The organism is Micromonospora andamanensis, assembly GCF_016863495.1.
GTDB lineage: Bacteria > Actinomycetota > Actinomycetes > Mycobacteriales > Micromonosporaceae > Micromonospora > Micromonospora andamanensis.
Genome location: NZ_BOOZ01000025.1, coordinates 43,083 through 57,808 on the forward strand (window position 1 = coordinate 43,083; position 14,726 = coordinate 57,808).

The 14,726-nt window shown below is 71.8% G+C and carries 15 protein-coding genes; 4 read left to right on the forward strand and 11 right to left on the reverse strand.

Going from position 1 to position 14,726, the window contains the following annotated elements:
• Positions 1-17: 17 nt before the first annotated feature.
• From Van01_RS20455 to Van01_RS20500, 10 genes are read right to left on the reverse strand one after another with little or no spacing between them, the layout of a single operon-like run.
• Complete coding sequence (locus Van01_RS20455) at positions 18-1,010, reverse strand: LLM class flavin-dependent oxidoreductase (protein WP_204009910.1); 993 nt, start codon at positions 1,008-1,010, stop codon at positions 18-20.
• Positions 1,007-1,333, reverse strand: coding sequence for a TIGR04076 family protein (locus tag Van01_RS20460; RefSeq protein ID WP_204009912.1), 327 nt, complete (start codon positions 1,331-1,333; stop codon positions 1,007-1,009). Before Van01_RS20460 ends, Van01_RS20455 begins: the two co-directional genes overlap by 4 nt.
• Complete coding sequence (locus tag Van01_RS20465; RefSeq protein ID WP_204009916.1) at positions 1,330-1,704, reverse strand: nuclear transport factor 2 family protein; 375 nt, start codon at positions 1,702-1,704, stop codon at positions 1,330-1,332. The genes Van01_RS20460 and Van01_RS20465 overlap by 4 nt, the downstream gene beginning before the upstream one ends.
• Before the next feature lie 3 nt (positions 1,705-1,707).
• Positions 1,708-3,411 (reverse strand): DUF885 domain-containing protein, encoded by a 1,704-nt coding sequence (locus tag Van01_RS20470; RefSeq protein WP_204009919.1) that lies wholly within the window; start codon positions 3,409-3,411, stop codon positions 1,708-1,710.
• A complete protein-coding gene (locus tag Van01_RS20475; protein ID WP_204009927.1) occupies positions 3,408-4,646 on the reverse strand; it encodes an amidohydrolase family protein in 1,239 nt (412 codons plus the stop codon). Before Van01_RS20475 ends, Van01_RS20470 begins: the two co-directional genes overlap by 4 nt.
• 10 nt (positions 4,647-4,656) lie before the next feature.
• A complete protein-coding gene (locus tag Van01_RS20480) occupies positions 4,657-5,622 on the reverse strand; it encodes an ABC transporter ATP-binding protein (protein ID WP_204009930.1) in 966 nt (321 codons plus the stop codon).
• The gene (locus Van01_RS20485) at positions 5,619-6,599 is read right to left on the reverse strand and encodes an ABC transporter ATP-binding protein (RefSeq protein WP_204009932.1); all 981 of its coding nucleotides are present in this window, start codon (positions 6,597-6,599) and stop codon (positions 5,619-5,621) included. The genes Van01_RS20480 and Van01_RS20485 overlap by 4 nt, the downstream gene beginning before the upstream one ends.
• A 1-nt stretch (position 6,600) precedes the next feature.
• A complete protein-coding gene (locus tag Van01_RS20490) occupies positions 6,601-7,518 on the reverse strand; it encodes an ABC transporter permease (RefSeq protein ID WP_204009934.1) in 918 nt (305 codons plus the stop codon).
• Positions 7,515-8,600, reverse strand: coding sequence for an ABC transporter permease (locus Van01_RS20495; RefSeq protein ID WP_204009936.1), 1,086 nt, complete (start codon positions 8,598-8,600; stop codon positions 7,515-7,517). The genes Van01_RS20490 and Van01_RS20495 overlap by 4 nt, the downstream gene beginning before the upstream one ends.
• Positions 8,601-8,610: 10 nt before the next feature.
• Positions 8,611-10,218 carry an ABC transporter substrate-binding protein gene (locus tag Van01_RS20500; RefSeq protein ID WP_204009938.1) on the reverse strand — a complete coding sequence of 536 codons (1,608 nt, stop codon included), beginning with the start codon at positions 10,216-10,218 and terminating at the stop codon, positions 8,611-8,613.
• A gap of 308 nt (positions 10,219-10,526) precedes the next feature.
• On the opposite strand from Van01_RS20500, the gene Van01_RS20505 reads away from it, so the two are divergent.
• From Van01_RS20505 to Van01_RS20520, 4 genes are all read left to right on the forward strand, one after another.
• Positions 10,527-11,063, forward strand: coding sequence for a cupin domain-containing protein (locus Van01_RS20505; protein ID WP_204009940.1), 537 nt, complete (start codon positions 10,527-10,529; stop codon positions 11,061-11,063).
• Positions 11,064-11,128: 65 nt separating this feature from the next.
• Positions 11,129-11,953, forward strand: coding sequence for a metal ABC transporter solute-binding protein, Zn/Mn family (locus Van01_RS20510; protein ID WP_204009942.1), 825 nt, complete (start codon positions 11,129-11,131; stop codon positions 11,951-11,953).
• A 200-nt stretch (positions 11,954-12,153) separates the two neighbouring features.
• Complete coding sequence (locus tag Van01_RS20515; protein ID WP_204009945.1) at positions 12,154-13,098, forward strand: acyltransferase domain-containing protein; 945 nt, start codon at positions 12,154-12,156, stop codon at positions 13,096-13,098.
• A 327-nt stretch (positions 13,099-13,425) separates the two neighbouring features.
• On the forward strand, positions 13,426-13,833 hold the full coding sequence (locus Van01_RS20520; protein ID WP_204009947.1) for a RidA family protein: 408 nt from the start codon (positions 13,426-13,428) through the stop codon (positions 13,831-13,833).
• Between the two features lie 66 nt (positions 13,834-13,899).
• On the opposite strand, the gene Van01_RS20525 is transcribed toward Van01_RS20520, so the two are convergent.
• Positions 13,900-14,658 carry a DUF4184 family protein gene (locus Van01_RS20525; protein WP_204009963.1) on the reverse strand — a complete coding sequence of 253 codons (759 nt, stop codon included), beginning with the start codon at positions 14,656-14,658 and terminating at the stop codon, positions 13,900-13,902.
• Positions 14,659-14,726: the final 68 nt, after the last annotated feature.

Sequence of the window (14,726 nt, forward strand, 5' to 3'; positions counted from 1 at the left end):
CGGGCCCGTCCGACGCGTCAGGTGCGCAGCAGCGGCAACACCCGTCGGCCGATCAGGTCGATCCCGCGTTGCGGGGTCAGCCCGTGCGGGGTGCCGAACTCCACCCGGCTGGCTCCGGCGTCGAAGACCGCCGCGGCCTGCGCGGCGACCTGCTCGGGGGTGCCGGAGAACGCGAACAGGTCGAGCAGATCGTCACCGATCAGCGCGCCGGCCAGGTCGTCCTCGCGGCGGGTGACGTGCTGCTGGATGCGGGCCAGCAGCTCCGGGTCGATCTCGACGGTCGGATCGAGGGCGGCGACCACGGCGAGGTACATGGCGACCTCGGTGCGGGCCACCCGTCGGGCCAGCGCGCCGTCTGTGTCGACGACGGTGACCGCGCCGAGCACCACCCCGGTGTCCCGGCCCGAGGCCGCCTCGTCCAACCAGGCCCGCATCGTCTTGGCCATCGCCGGGTTCGCCGACCCGCCGACCTTCACCTCGTCGGCGAAGGCGGCACTGGACCGGGCGGTCTGCTGACCCCAGGTGCCCACCAGCACCGGCACGTCCGGCCGGGCCGGGGTGTACCGCAGCGCGGTGCCCGGGGCCACCGTGAACTCACGGCCGACGAAACCGCCGTCGTCACCGGCGAGCAGCCGCCGGACGATCTGGACCGTCTCGGCGATGCGCCGCAGCGGCCGGATCTGCGCCACCCCGACCTGCTGCAACCAGGTGCCCCGGGCCAGGCCGAGGTAGGCCCGGCCGTGCGAGGCCAGGTCGAGGGCGGCCACCTGGCCGGCCACCTCCACCGGGTGCAGGGTGAACGGGTTCAGGCAGGCCGCGCCGAGCCGGATCCGGCGGGTGTGCCGGGCGGCCACCAGCAGCGGGAACAGCGGCGGCTGGTACATCAGGTCACCGAAGACCGACAGCACGTCGAAGCCGTGCCGTTCGGCCATCTCGGCCAGCACGGCGTACTCGTCGGCTGACTTGTCCGACTGCAGGCCGATGCCGACCAGGCGATCGGAAGCGCTCACGTCAGCTCCTCGGTGGGGATCTGCCGCCGGGTGGTGCGTTCGATGCGCATGATGAGCCGCTCCTCCGGGTCGGGGCAGGCGACGTGACTGTCTTGGGCCATCCAGTCCCCGTCGTCCAGGGCCCGTTGCTTGGCCGGCAGCAGCGGCAGGCACGCGGCCAGCGCGTACAGGCAGAAGTGCTGGCCCTCGGGAATGCGCAACCGGCACGACTCGGTCAGCTCGACGTGGTCGCCCGGCTTCATCCCGCACACCGAGCGTCCCTCGATGCGTTCCACCACGACCCGCAGGTCGTAGACCTCGGTGGTGGGCTGCTCGTCGCTCATCGCACGGCCTCCGCGTGGTGGTGCACGATCCGCCAGCCCGCGTCGTCGCGCCGCAGCACGTCGGTGACCCGGAAGCAGACGTCCGGGCGGTCGTCGGCGTGCCGGGCCCGCAGCACGTACCGGACCAGACCGGTGTCGTCCCACGCGTCGGCATGCAGTTGTTCCGGAGCGACGGTGACCGGTGCCGGTCCGGTGGCCCCGGCGGCCCGGCGGTCCCGCAGCGCGTCCAGCTCGGCCAGGCCGGTGAGCAGGCCGTCGGCGTCGGATTCCCAGATGGTCAGGTCCGGGTGCAGGTGGGCGTCGAAGGCGGATCGATCACCAAGTGATCGGTACAGGTCGGTGATCGTGGTGGTGAGGTCGTCGATGCTCATCGGTCACTTCCGGTCGAGGGAGGCGGCAGCGGGTAGGAACGTCTCGGCGAGGCGCTCGCGCAGCGGATCCAGACCCATCGGCCCGAGCGCCAGCGCGGCGTGGTGGAACCGTTTGCGGTCGAAGGCGTGGCCGGCACGGCGCTCCGCCTCCTGGCGGGCCTGCTGCCACAGCCGCGCGCCCACCTTGAAGGCGAGTGCCTGCGCCGGCCAGCCGAGATAACGGTCGACCTCGAACCGGGCGGTCGCGGCGTCCAGCCCGGCCACCCGGGTGAGCAGGTCCACCGCCGCCGGATGGCTCCAGCGGAGTGCGTCGGTGAACCCGTTGCCGGCCGGTATCGGCAGGTCGAGGTGCAGGCCGAGGTCGATGACGACGCGGGCGGCCCGCCACATCTGCCCGTCCAGCATGCCGAGCCGTTCCGCCGGGCCGGCGTAGAGGCCGAGTTCGTCGGCGAGCCGTTCGGCGTAGTGCGCCCAGCCTTCGGCGTACCCGTGCACGTGGCACAGCGTGCGCTGCCACGGGTGCAGGTCGGCGGTGGTGAGCGTGATGGCGTGCTGAAGGTGGTGGCCGGGCAGCCCTTCGTGGCAGAGCGTCCCGACGTGCCGCCACACCGGCACCGTCGACTCGCCCGGCGGCACCGACCACCAGATGCCGCCGGGGCGGGTCAGGTTCGCGTCGGGTGGCGTGTAGTACATGACCCCGGAGGCGGCGGGGCTGATCCGGCAGACCACCTGCCGGGTGGCGGGCGGGATGTCGAAGTGCGTCCCGTCGAGCAGGTCGGTCACCAGCGCGGTCCGCCGGGTCAGCCAGTCCTCCAGGGGCGGACCGACAGGCACCCGCCCGGCCGGGTCCGCGTCCAGCGCGGTCCGGGCGGCGGCCACGTCCGGGTGGCCGCAGTCGAGCGCCGCCGCCCGCAGCTCGGCGGCGGTGCGGGCCAGCTCCGCCCAGCCGTACGCGTACAGCTCGTCCAGGTCGACAGTGGCACCGAGGAACGCGCGGGCGGTGACCCGGTAGAGGTCGCGGCCCACCCCGTCCACCTCGGAGGCGGCGGGAGCCAGTTCGGTACGCAGGAAGGTGGCGAACCTCGCCGTGGCTGCGGTGGCCAGTCCGGCCCCTTCGGCCAGCCGGCCGGCGAGCGGCCCACCCGCGTACCCGGCGACGAGACCACCGAAGAAGTCGGCGCCGACCCAGGCGGTGCACTGCTCGACGACGGTCAGCACCTGCCGGCGCGCGACCAGTTGGCCACGCTTGGCGGAACGACGCAGCGTGGCGGTGTACTGGTCGAGAGTGGTGGGCAGCCGGTGCAGGTGATCGGCGACCACGGCCCAGTCGTCGGCGGTGGTCCGGGGCAGGTTGTCGAAGACCTGCCGGGCCAGGTGCACCGGGGTGGCCAGCGGGGCGAGCAGCCGGGTGGTGAAGCCGGCGTCGTACAGCGCCGCCTCGCTGGCCAGCCGGTCGGCCAGGGCACCGGCGAGTGCCTGCTCGGTCGGGCCGGTAACGGTGGCGGCGCCCACCGCGGTGGCGGTGTCCCGGGTCAGCTCGGCCCGGGCGTCGAACGCTTCCGGCGACAGGTCCGCCAGCCGCCATTCGGGCGTACGCCCGGCCGCCTCGGCGGCCTCCGGGTCCAGCGCGGCGAGGGCGTGCAGGTATCGGTCGGCCACTGTGGTGATGCTCGGCCCGGTCGGGTCGGCCGCTAAAGTGCCGGTCATCGGGGCGTCCGGAAGCGGTGGTGGTCGTCGCGGTACACGACGCCGCCCTTGACGACCGCGTGCAGGGTGCGCAGGGCCGAGACGGAACGGGTCGGGTCGTCCCGAAGCACCAGCAGGTCGGCGTGTTTGCCGGCCTCGACACTGCCGAGCGTGTCGGCCTGGTCGAGCCATTCGGCGGGCCGGATGGTGGCGGCCTTCAGCGCGTCCGCGACAGACATCCCGGCGTCCACCATGAACTCCAGCTCACGGACGGTCGCGGTGGTCTCGTCGTAGCCCGCGTGCGGCGGCATGTCGCTGCCCAGCGCGATGGGTACGCCGTTGCGGATGGCGTGCTGGAGGCTCTCCCAGTGTCGGGGGCCGGCGGCCAGGGCCCGGTCCATCAGCCAGCCCGGCACCCCGGAGTCGCGGAAGAACTGCTCACACCGGCTCACCACGATTGTGGGCACGTACCAGACGCCCCGATCGGCCATCAGACGGGTGACCTCGTCGGTCAGCTCGTAGCCGTGTTCGACGCAGTCCAGACCGAGTTCGACAGCCCGGCGCACCGTGTCGGCGGGGCCGGCGTGCGCGGTGACCTTCCGCCCCCAGTCGTGGGCGACCCGGATGACGGCGGCCATCTCGTCGTCGAGCAGTTGTGGCGTGTCAATCGCCTCGAACTGACCGGCGATGCCGCCGGAGACGCAGACTTTGATCAGGTCGGCGCCGGCCCGGATCTGGGCCCGGGTGAGCCGGCGGAACCCGTCGGCGCCGTCGGCCTCCAAGGCGTCGGCCTCCCAGCCATGACCACCCGTGCAGCACAACGCGTGTCCGGCGGTGAAGATCCGGGGGCCGTCCACCGCGCCGGCCTCGATGCCCCGGCGCAGTGCGAAGTCGGCGTAGCGTCCCTCGCCGACCAGCCGGGCGGTGGTGACCCCGGCGTGCAGGGTGCGCCGGGCCGAGTCGGCCATCAGCAGCACCAGTTCGGCCAGGTTGGACCGGTGCACCGTGTCGGCGAGGTGACCGGGCAGCCCGAGGGAGAGGTGCACGTGCATGTTGGTCAGGCCGGGCATCACGACGTCGCCGCCGAGGTCGACCACGCGGGCGTCGCCGGCCTCGACGAGCACGTCGTCGACGGCTCCCACGGCCTTGATCATCCCGTCGGCGCCGACCCGGACACCCCGGTCGGGCTGGAGGTGGTCGGCGACGCCGTCGTAGAGCGCGAGGTTGACCAGGACCTGTTCGGTGGCTTTGTGCATGACGACGTCCTCAGTTCGCGGGCACGGTGGCCGGGGCCAGCGTGGGGTCGTTGAGCCAGCAGGCGGCGCTGCGTCCGCCGAGGTCGAGGGTGGGTGGCTGGTCGCCGCAGGGGGCGAAGGCGTGCGGGCAGCGTGGCCGGAACCGGCAACCGGTGGGGGCGTTCGCGGGGTCGGGTACCTCACCGGCCAGGGTGGCGGGCAACAGTGGGGTGGGGCCGATGCGGGGCACCGCGTCGATGAGCGCCCGGGTGTAGGGGTGTCGCGGATTCCGCCACAGCTCGCGGGTGGGCGCGCTCTCGACGATCCGGCCCAGGTACATCACGGCTGTGACGTCGGCGATCTCGTGCACCAGGGCGAGGTCGTGGGAGATGAACAGCATGCCCATGTCGAGATCGCGGACCAGCCCGACGAGCAGGTTGACCACCTGCGCCTGGGACGAGGCGTCCAGGGCGGTGACCGGCTCGTCGGCGATGATCATGCGGGGCTGCGGGGCGAGTGCCCGGGCGATGGCGAGACGTTGTCGCTGACCGCCGGAGAACTGGTGCGGGTACCGCTCGACGGCGGTGGCCGGCATGCCGACCCGGTCCAGCAGCTCGCGCACCCGGTCCCGGCGGGCCGTGGCGGTCAGGGTCGCCGGCACGCCGTCGAGCAGTTGCGCGCCGATGGTGCGCCGGGGGTTCAGCGAGGCGTACGGGTTCTGGAAGACCATCTGCAGACCGGTCTCGGTCTCCGGCCGGCGTCGCCAGCCAAGTGGCGTGACCGGCTGCCCGCCGAAGCGGACCGCCCCGGCGCTGGGCGGGGTCAGTCCCACCGCGACCCGGGCCAGCGACGACTTGCCGCAGCCGGATTCACCGACCAGGCCGACGATCTGCCCGGCCGCCACGTCCAGGCTGACTCCGGCGACCGCGAGCACCCGGCCGCGTCCCCGCGAGCGGTACTCGACCTCGACGTCGCTGATGTCCAGCAGGCCGGTCATCGGGCTGCCTCCTCCAGGTGCGGGCGGACCACGCAGGCCACCGACCGGTCGGCACCCGCCGGGGCCAGGGGCGGTGGCGTGGTGCCGCAGGTCGGCTCGGCGTACCGGCAGCGGGGTTGGAACGGGCAGCCTGGCGGTGCCTCACCCGGTGCCGGCGGGCCGCCGGGGATGGGCCGCAGCGTGCCGACGGCGTGGGTGCCGTGTGGTCGGGCGCCGAGCAGCGCCGCCGTGTACGGGTGGGTGGGCGCGGTCAGCAGCGCGCCGGTCGGGCCGGTCTCCACCACCCGACCGGCGTAGAAGACGTAGCCACGGGTGGTCAACGCGCTGAGCACCCCCAGGTCGTGGGTGATGAAGGCGACGGCCAGCCCGGTCTCGGCGCGCAACCGGTCGAGCAGGGCGAGGATGCCGGCCTGCACTGTGACGTCGAGGGCTGTGGTCGGTTCGTCGGCGATCAGCAGTCGGGGCCGGGCGGCCAGGGCGATCGCGATGGCCGCCCGTTGCCGCATGCCACCGGAGAACTGGTGCGGGTAGGCGCGCAGGGCACGCTCCGGGTCGGGGATCCGGACCTGGTCGAGCAGTTCCACAGCCCGCCGGGTCGCGGACCGCCGGTCCATCCGCAGGTGCACCCGCATGTGCTCGGTGAGCTGACGGCCGACGGTGAGCATCGGATGCAGGGCGGCGGTCGGGTCCTGGAAGACCATGGCGATGCCCGCGCCCCGGATCCGCTGCCAGCCCCGGTCGTCCAGGCCGAGCAGGTCGGTGCCGGCGAAGCGCGCCGTACCGCTGGCCCGCGCCCCAGCGGGGAGCAGACCGAGCAGGGTCTGTGCGGTGATGCTCTTGCCGCAGCCGCTCTCTCCGGCGATGCCGACAAGTTCCCCCTCGTCGACGGTGAGCGACACGTCGTGCAGGATCGGCAGCGGTCCGCGCGGGCCGGGCAGGGTGACCGCGAGGGATTCGACGTCGAGCAGCGGCGCCATCTCAGCGTCCCTTCGCGTAGCGGGGGTCGAGCCGGTCGCGCAGCGCGTCGCCGAGCACGTTGAAGGCCATCACGACGGTGAGGATGGCCAGGCCCGGGAAAACGCTCACCCACCACATCGACAGGTCCTGGGAGCCGAGCGCGACCATCGAGCCCCACTCGGCGGCCGGTGGACGCGGCCCGAGCCCCAGGAAGGAGAGCGCGGCGAGCAGCAGCACCGCGTTGCCGAGTTCCAGGGTGGCCAGCACGACCGCCGGGCCGATGCTGTTGGGCAGCACGTCGCGGCGCAGCGCACGGACCGGTCCGACGCCGAGCAGTCGGGCGGCGTTGAGGTAGTCGTCGCCGCGCATGCTGAGCACCGCGCTGCGGATCACCCGGGCGTAGACCGGCCAGGAGACGATGACCAGCGCCAGCACCGCGTTGCGGGTGTTCGGGCCGAAGGCGGCGGTCACCGCCATGGCCAGGATGATCTGCGGGAAGGCGAAGACCAGGTCGGTGAGCCGCATCAGCGCCTCGTCGGCGAACCGGCCCAGGTATCCGGCGACCAGCCCGAGCAGGCCGCCGATGAGCAGGGCGAGCGAGACGATGGCCAGGGCCAGCGGAATCGACAACCGCGCGCCGTGCACCACCCGGCTGAAGATGTCCCGGCCGAGCGAGTCGGTGCCGAACCAGTGCGCCGCCGACGGCGACGCGTAGGTGTCGGCGCTCTGGGCGAGCGGATCGTAGGGGGCGACGAGGGGGGCGAGGATCGCCACCAGCAGCCAGCCACCGAGAATGGTCAGGGCCACCACGGCGATCGGTTGTCGCCAGACCGGCCGACCGGCCGAGTCACCACGCAGCCGGCCGAGCCAGCGGCGGCGGGTCAACGCCCGGTCCACCTTCGGGTCGGGTGCCACCGGATCGGGTGCGATCATCGTCATGACAGGCGGATCCTCGGGTCGATGAGCCCGTACAGCAGGTCGACGGTCAGGTTGACAAGGGTGTAGACAAGCGCCACGAAGAGGCTGACCCCGAGGATCGCGGGCAGGTCCAGGGCGGTGGCGCTGCGGTAGGCGTACTGGCCGACGCCCGGCCAGCCGAAGATGCTCTCCACCAGCACCGTCCCGGACAGCAACGAGGCGAAGGCCAGGCCGGACACGGTGACCACCGGCACCAGGCCGGCGCGCAGCAGGTGCCGGCGCAGCACCACCCTGGTCGGCAGACCCTTGGCGTACGCGGCCCGGATGTAGTCCTGCTGGAGCACCTCCAGCATGGCGGAGCGGACGAAGCGCACCAGCAGCGCCACCGTCAGCGAGGTCAGCACCAGCACCGGCAGGGTCAGGTGCTGCGCCGCGTCCCAGGCCACGTCCCACTGGCCGGCGAGCGCGGCATCCACCGTGTACATCCCGGTGACCGTCGGCGGTGGGCTGAACCCGGTCGACAGCCGTCCGCCGCTGGGCGCCAGACCGAGCTGGTAGAAGAACACGTAGAGCACCACGAGCGAGAGCCAGAACGGCGGCGTGGAGAGCCCGAGCAGGGCACCGACCCGGACGAGCTGGTCGGTGAGCCGGCCGTTGCGGACCGCGGCGAGCATCCCGATGCCGGTGCCGATCAGCAGCGCCAGCACCATTGTGGGGATGGCCAGCTCCATCGTCGCCGGCACGTACCGCACCAGGTCGTCCAGGACCGCCCGGCCGGTCTGCTGGGAGATGCCCAGGTCGCCGCGGAACAGGTTGCCCAGGTAGTGCAGGTACTGCTGCCACAGCGGCTGGTCCAGCCCCCACTTCTCGCGGAAGGCGGCCACCGTGGCCGGGTCGTTGAGCGCCTGGTCGGACAGGTTGGCGGTGACCGGGTCACCGGGCACCACGTTCACCAGTCCGAACGTCACCACCGTGACACCCAGCAGCAGTCCGGCGGTGATCGCCAGCCGCTTCGCCAGGAAGGCCAGCAGCGGGTGGGCGCTTCGGCGCCCGGGCGCGGTCGTGGTGACCGCGCCCGGCTCGCCGCCGTGGGCCGTCGACATGGTGCTCCGACTACCTGCGGCCAACCGCGGCGACGTCGACCTGCCAGCCGGCGGCGGAGTAGTCCGCACCGGTCAGGTCGGCGGTCGCCACCACAGTGGAGGAGTTGCTGGCCAGCACGATGTACGGGGAGGACTGGTTCATCAGCCGCTGCCACTCCTGCATGGCGGTGGCCCGGGCCGCGAGGTCGAGGGTCTCGGTGACCTTCTCGCCGGCCGCCACGATCGCCGGTTCGGCCCGCTCGACCGTCCAGCCCGAGCGCAGCGCGGTGGCCTGGCCGGGTGCCATGTTGTTGATCAGTGAGTCGGCGACCGGGTAGTTCAGGCTCTGCGGGGTGAAGCCCAGTGGTGACTTACCGCCGCGCATCTCGTCGAGGAAGGAGGTGAGCGGCTGTGGGTTCAACTCCAACGTGATGCCGGCCTCGGCGGCGTCGCCCTGCACCTTTGTGGCGACGGTGCCCAGGTCCACGCCCTTGTAGGTGATGGCGGGGTAGTTGAACGTGACTGTGGGGTTGGTCAGGCCGGCCTCGGCGAGCAGCGCCTTGGCCTTCGGCACGTCCCGGGTGGACGCCTCGCTCCCGGGCAGGGTGCCGGGGAAGGCCGGCGCGACGAGTCCCGCGCCGGGGGCGGCGCCCGCGCCGTAGAGGGCGGCGATGCCCTGGTAGTCGATGGCGGCGCGCAACGCCTGGTTGAACTTCGGGTTCGAGGTCACCGCCGACACGGCCGGGTCGGCGTTGAGGAAGAGGAAGTAGACGGTGTCCTGCACACCTGAGGTCTGCAGGCTCTCCGGCAGCCCGTCGAGCAGCTTGCCGGAAATATCCAGCGAGATCTCGGCGCTCTCGGCGCGCTGCATCGTCAGCTTCTGGGTCTGTACGTCCATGTTGCGCAGCACCACCCGCTCGAACTGCGGCTTCTCGCCCCAGTAGTTCGGGTTGGCCTCCAGCACCACCTGCGACTCCGGCTCGTACGACTTGAGCACGTACGGGCCACTGCCGATCGAGTTGGTGTCGAGGTACTGCTGCGCGGTGTCGCCCTGCGCGGCGTCCTCGCCGTCCTTGGCGCCGTTGTCCTGGGCGGCCTTGGCGTTGAGCACGCCTGTGGACGGCATCGCCAGCACCACAGGCACGTTGGGGTTGGGTGTGGCAGAGGTGACCACGACGGTACTGTCGTCGGTCTTGCTGACACTCAGCTCACTCACCGTGACCGCCGGGCTGCCCTTGATGTTCTTCAACCGGTTCAGCGAGAACACCACGTCGTCGGCGGTGAGCGGGCTGCCGTCGGAGAAGGTCACCCCGGAGCGCAGCTTGAAGGTGAAGGTCTTCGCGTCGGGCGAGGTCTCGTACGACTCGGCCAGCGCCGGGACCGGCGTACCGACGTCGGAGCCCTCGAAGGTGAGCAGGGTGTCGTAGAGGGCGTGCACGGCGGTCAGGCCCGTCGCCTCGTAGACGCGGCCGGGGTCGAGGGTCTTGAGCACGAACGACGTGTTGACGGTGAGCGTCGTGGCCGCGCCATTGTTCGCGTTGCCACCGCTGCCGCCGGCGGTGCAGGCGGTGGTGGAGATGACGGCCAGCGTCGCCAGAGCGAGCGCTCCGGCGCGGAGCCGGCGGGGGGACACCGACATGCTGTTCCTACCTTCGTATGGCGCGGCCCGCTGCGCGGGACCCGCGGGGCATCGACGTCCGGCGGCACCACCACGGCCGGGCCCGGACGGCCAGTGACGGTGTTCCGGGTTCTCAGGGGTGCGTCGGGTTCTCGGGGTGCGTCGTCGCAGGGTTGGATGTAGCCGGACTCGTGTACGTCCGGTTCGTGCCTGGACGCGGCGTGTCTACCAGTACCAAACAGCGCCGGCCTCTTGTTTGACCACCCTAAACACGGCCGTGTAGCTTGGTCAAACATTTTTAGCCACACTGTTATCGGATCGAGGTTCCCATGCTCGGTGACCGGCTCCGCGTCCTGCGCCAGCAGCACTCCCTCACGCTGCGGCAGCTCGCCACAGCCGCCGACGTGTCACCCGCCCTGCTCAGCCAGATCGAGAACGGGGCGACCGACCCGAGCCTGGCCACCCTGCGAAAACTCGCGCAGGTGTTCGACACCTCGATCGCCGAGCTGTTCTCCGAACCCGAAGCACCGGCGGTGCACATCAGCAGGTCGGGCAGCCGCAGCCTGCTCACCGCTCCCCCGGGCCAGATCACCTACGAGCGCCTCACGCCGGGGCGCGGGGATCTGGAGGTGCTCCAGGCCCACCTCGCGCCCGGCGACGCCAGTTCGGCCGAGCCGTGGGCCCACCCCTCCACCGAGTGCGCCATCGTCATCAGCGGCGAGGTGGTCGCCGACATCGGCGGCGAGGCGTACACCCTCACCTCCGGCGAGGCCGTCACCTTCGACTCCCGCCTGGCCCACCTCTACCGCAACGCCAGCAACCAGCCGGCCCACCTGATCATCGCGGTCACCCCACCCAACCCCTGAGAGCCGCCGCCGTCGGGAAACCCGTCCGCTACCGGCTGCGATTCGATGGATCCTCGAGGAGCACAATGCGATTTGTCCGGGCCGCCGCGCTTACCGCGGCGGTAACCCTGTCTCTGTTCGCCAGTGGCTGCGGCGGCACTGACGACTCCACGCCGGCAGGTGACCCCACCCGCTCCGCACCAACCGGTGACACCACCTCCTCCGCACCCGCCACACCAGGGCCGAAGGTGGTCGCCTCCACCACCTGGGTCGGCGCGCTCGCCAAGGCCGCCGGCGCCAGCGAGGTCACCCTCGTCGCCCCCGCCGACGTCGAACACCCGCCGGACTTCCAGCCGACGGCCCGCGATCTCAAGGCCGCCGCCGACGCCGACTACGTCCTGTACGCCGAGACCGACGGCTTCGCGCCTCGGCTCATCAAGGCGGCCGGCGACAGCGAGCTCATCACCGTAATCCCCGTCGAGGCCACCCCCGGGAAGATCGCCTCGGAGGTGACCCGACTGGCCAACACGTTCGGCACCGCCGACGCGGCGAAGGCGTGGTTGAGCACCTTCAACGCCGAGTACACCGCGCTGTCCGGCCAGGCGAAGGCCGCCCTTCCCAACCCGGCGCCCACGGCGGTGTCGGAGTTGTTCGTCGGCTACTGGGGTTCATTCGCCGGGATCGAGGTCACCGACCTGTACGGGCCGGAGCCGGTCACCGCGAGCGAGCGGGCGACCCTTACCGCCAAGAAGCCCAAGCTGGTCTTCACCAACGCCCACGTGCCGGACGTGGACCCGAAGATCCCCGGCGCCACCCGGGTCAAGCTCGTCAACTACCCCGGCAAGGATCTGGATCTGCTCGGCGTGTTCCGGACCAACACCGAACGGCTGACCGCAGCGCTCGCCCCCTGAGCGACCGGTCCGTCGCGGCCGGTGCGCGGCGACAGCCCGCACCGGCCGCATCTCGCCCCGGCGACGCCGGTTCGCCGAGCTGTAGGCACACCCCCCGGGGATCACGCCATCGCCACAAACTCCCAACTCGTCGCCGGGTCTCGGGTCGGCGCGGGTTCGGGCCTGTTGCAACGACCGCACCGGTCGCTAGTGTCGTCCGTGTGGATCTGGACGACATCGCCGCCGCGCTCGGAGTATCCGTGGAGGACGTCGAACGCGTGCACCGGCTCGCTGGCGACCTCCCATCGGCACCGGTGCCCGCCAGAGCCGACGCTCCCGCGCTGCTCGACCGGCTCGCGGTGCGACCGGACGACGCCGCCGAGATCATGGCGGGCTGGCCCGACCCCGACTCCACGCTGTGGACCCCGGAGCTGCGCTGGCTGCTCGACCGCTCGATCGCCCTGGTCCGCGCGGATCTGGGGGGCCACGAATGGCTGCCCCCTGGTCCGGCGTTGCCGCGCGAGCGGGGCCCCGCCTGGCAACATCTCTATGTCTACGCATACCTCGCCCTGGTCGACGTGGCCTTGGAGTACCACCGTGACCACGGTGTTCCCGACACCGTCTCCTGGGTGACCCTCGCCGACCTGGGTCGCAACCTCGCGATCGACAGGCGGATGAACCGCGAGGGTTGGCCGGTGATGCAGAGCTGGCTGACACTGCACGCACGCGGCAGCGTCTACGAACTCGGCCGGCTCCAGCACCATCGCGGCGGGACCGCCATCAGCCTGCACATCCCCGAGTCGGGGCCGATGACCCCCGAGGCGATCGACGCCTCGCTCGACGAGGCCCGGGCGTTCTTCCCGCGCCACTTCCCGGACGAGCACTACACGGCCTTCGCCTGCGGCTCGTGGCTGCTCGACCCGCAGCTGCGGGAGTACCTGCCCGAGGACTCCAACATCGTCCGGTTCCAGCGCAGGTTCGAGTTGGAGCCCTACGAGGAGCCGGAGGGAATCGACGCCGACGTCGAGGTGCGGCGCTTCGTGTTCCGCAGCCTGACCACACCGCTGGATCAACTGCCGCGCCACACCATGCTCCAGCGCGCGGTCGTCGACCACCTCAAGGCCGGGCGCCACTGGCAGTGGCGCAACGGCCGCTTCCCGATCTAGCCGGTTCACTGGCCAGTGGCGGGTCGGTGCAGTCTCGGCGAGTACGACGATCCGGCTTCGATCGATGAGCCTGACCGGGCCGGTAGACGGACAAACCAGAGAAGCACTCCCGCCGGGCGGTCGTCGACGGCATCCTGTACGTGGCCGTACCTGCCGGTGGACTTCCCGCCCTGGCAGACCGTGTACTCCCACCTCCAACGCCCCAACAGGACGGGCGTGACCGAGCGGATCCTCCACGAGCTGAGGGAACGGGTCCGCCTGTCCCACGACCGGTAGGCCGAGCTTTGAGGAGTCGCCGATCGACGACTCTTCCGGAAGGAGCGCAGCATGGCCGTCTCGTTCGTCAATCCCGAAGGACTGCCGGCTACCGACCTGTACCGTCACGTCGCGGTCGCGACCGGCGCGAAGCAGGTCTTCATCGCCGGCCAGGTGGCCGTCGACGCGGACGGGGGCACGGTCGGCGCCGGAGACCTCGCCGCGCAGGTCGAGCAGTGCTACCTCAACGTTGCCAAGGCCCTGGCCGGGGTCGGTGGGTCCTTCGGTGATGTGGTACGCCTCACCGTGTACGTCGTCGACTGGACCCCGGACAAGATGACGCCGTTGATCGACGGCATCACCCGGGCCGCCGCGAAACTCGACGTCACTCCGGTCGCGCCGTTCACCGGGCTGGGCGTCAGCGCCCTCGCCGGCCCCGACTACCTCGTCGAGGTCGAGGCCACCGCCGTCATGGACTGAGAGCGCGTTTCACATTGCTGTCAGTCGGATGTGTTGAAGGTGCGGCATGGGTGGCGGGTGGCGGGTTCACCTCGTGTGAGACGGCGAAGCATAAGACCAGGTCCGGACGGCGATGGCGCCGGCCAGCAGGGCCAGACCCACGACGTGCAGCGCCCGGACGATTGTCACGGCGAGGGCGGTGGCACCGGGAAGCAGCGGCACGAGCGCCAGGCCGGCAGCGGCCACCAGCGCGGCAACGCTCCAGAACAGCGCCGGACGCCGACGTGGCGGCGCAACCCGACAAACACCGACCCTCGGCGCTTCCCGCCGGCCGAGGCGTACGGCGAACACCACGACGAGCAACGCGCCGACGAGGCTGCTCGTCAGATCCGAGACCGTCCACCAGGCGACGTCCGTGACGCTCGACCAGTGGAGACCGAACACCACTCGAAGCCAGCCGTCGGTGTGGGTCAGCCAGTCCCAGCCGAGGTGGCTCGCCGCCCCGAGCAACGCCGAGCTGATCGTGATCCACCAGCGGTGCGGCCACCGGGCCAGGGAGCCGTGGCCGCCCCAGCCGAACCAACGGTCGCCGGGCAGGTGAGCCAGGACGGTGTCGGCGCCGGCCCGGAAGATCGCCGCGTACGTCAGCGCCACCGGCAGGCACCACCAGAGCAGCGCCGGCCAGGAATGGGTGTCGGCGAAACTTCGGCCGGTCGGGCCGGTCGCCAGATAGGCGACGTCCGGCGACATCGCGCCGGTGCTCAACGCCACCCCGTCGAACCACAGTGGCCGCCACCACTTCAGCGCCAGCGCCGGCGCGAGATGCGAGGGGAAGGTCAGCGGCACGGTGCGGAGCATAGGGCTTGTCGTCCGCGTCGTCGGCCCGAGGCGGTTCGGTACGACGCGTCGACGGC

Bases quoted from the DNA above. Each gene is read 5' to 3' on its own strand.
- Van01_RS20485 (WP_204009932.1), bottom strand. From the start codon at position 6,599: ATGGCGCCGCTGCTCGACGTCGAATCCCTCGCGGTCACCCTGCCCGGC.
- Van01_RS20510 (WP_204009942.1), top strand. From the start codon at position 11,129: ATGCGATTTGTCCGGGCCGCCGCGCTTACCGCGGCGGTAACCCTGTCT.
- Van01_RS20475 (WP_204009927.1), bottom strand. From the start codon at position 4,646: ATGCACAAAGCCACCGAACAGGTCCTGGTCAACCTCGCGCTCTACGAC.
- Van01_RS20505 (WP_204009940.1), top strand. From the start codon at position 10,527: ATGCTCGGTGACCGGCTCCGCGTCCTGCGCCAGCAGCACTCCCTCACG.
- Van01_RS20495 (WP_204009936.1), bottom strand. From the start codon at position 8,600: ATGTCGACGGCCCACGGCGGCGAGCCGGGCGCGGTCACCACGACCGCG.
- Van01_RS20520 (WP_204009947.1), top strand. From the start codon at position 13,426: ATGGCCGTCTCGTTCGTCAATCCCGAAGGACTGCCGGCTACCGACCTG.
- Van01_RS20470 (WP_204009919.1), bottom strand. From the start codon at position 3,411: ATGACCGGCACTTTAGCGGCCGACCCGACCGGGCCGAGCATCACCACA.
- Van01_RS20500 (WP_204009938.1), bottom strand. From the start codon at position 10,218: ATGTCGGTGTCCCCCCGCCGGCTCCGCGCCGGAGCGCTCGCTCTGGCG.
- Van01_RS20465 (WP_204009916.1), bottom strand. From the start codon at position 1,704: ATGAGCATCGACGACCTCACCACCACGATCACCGACCTGTACCGATCA.
- Van01_RS20460 (WP_204009912.1), bottom strand. From the start codon at position 1,333: ATGAGCGACGAGCAGCCCACCACCGAGGTCTACGACCTGCGGGTCGTG.
- Van01_RS20480 (WP_204009930.1), bottom strand. From the start codon at position 5,622: ATGACCGGCCTGCTGGACATCAGCGACGTCGAGGTCGAGTACCGCTCG.
- Van01_RS20490 (WP_204009934.1), bottom strand. From the start codon at position 7,518: ATGACGATGATCGCACCCGATCCGGTGGCACCCGACCCGAAGGTGGAC.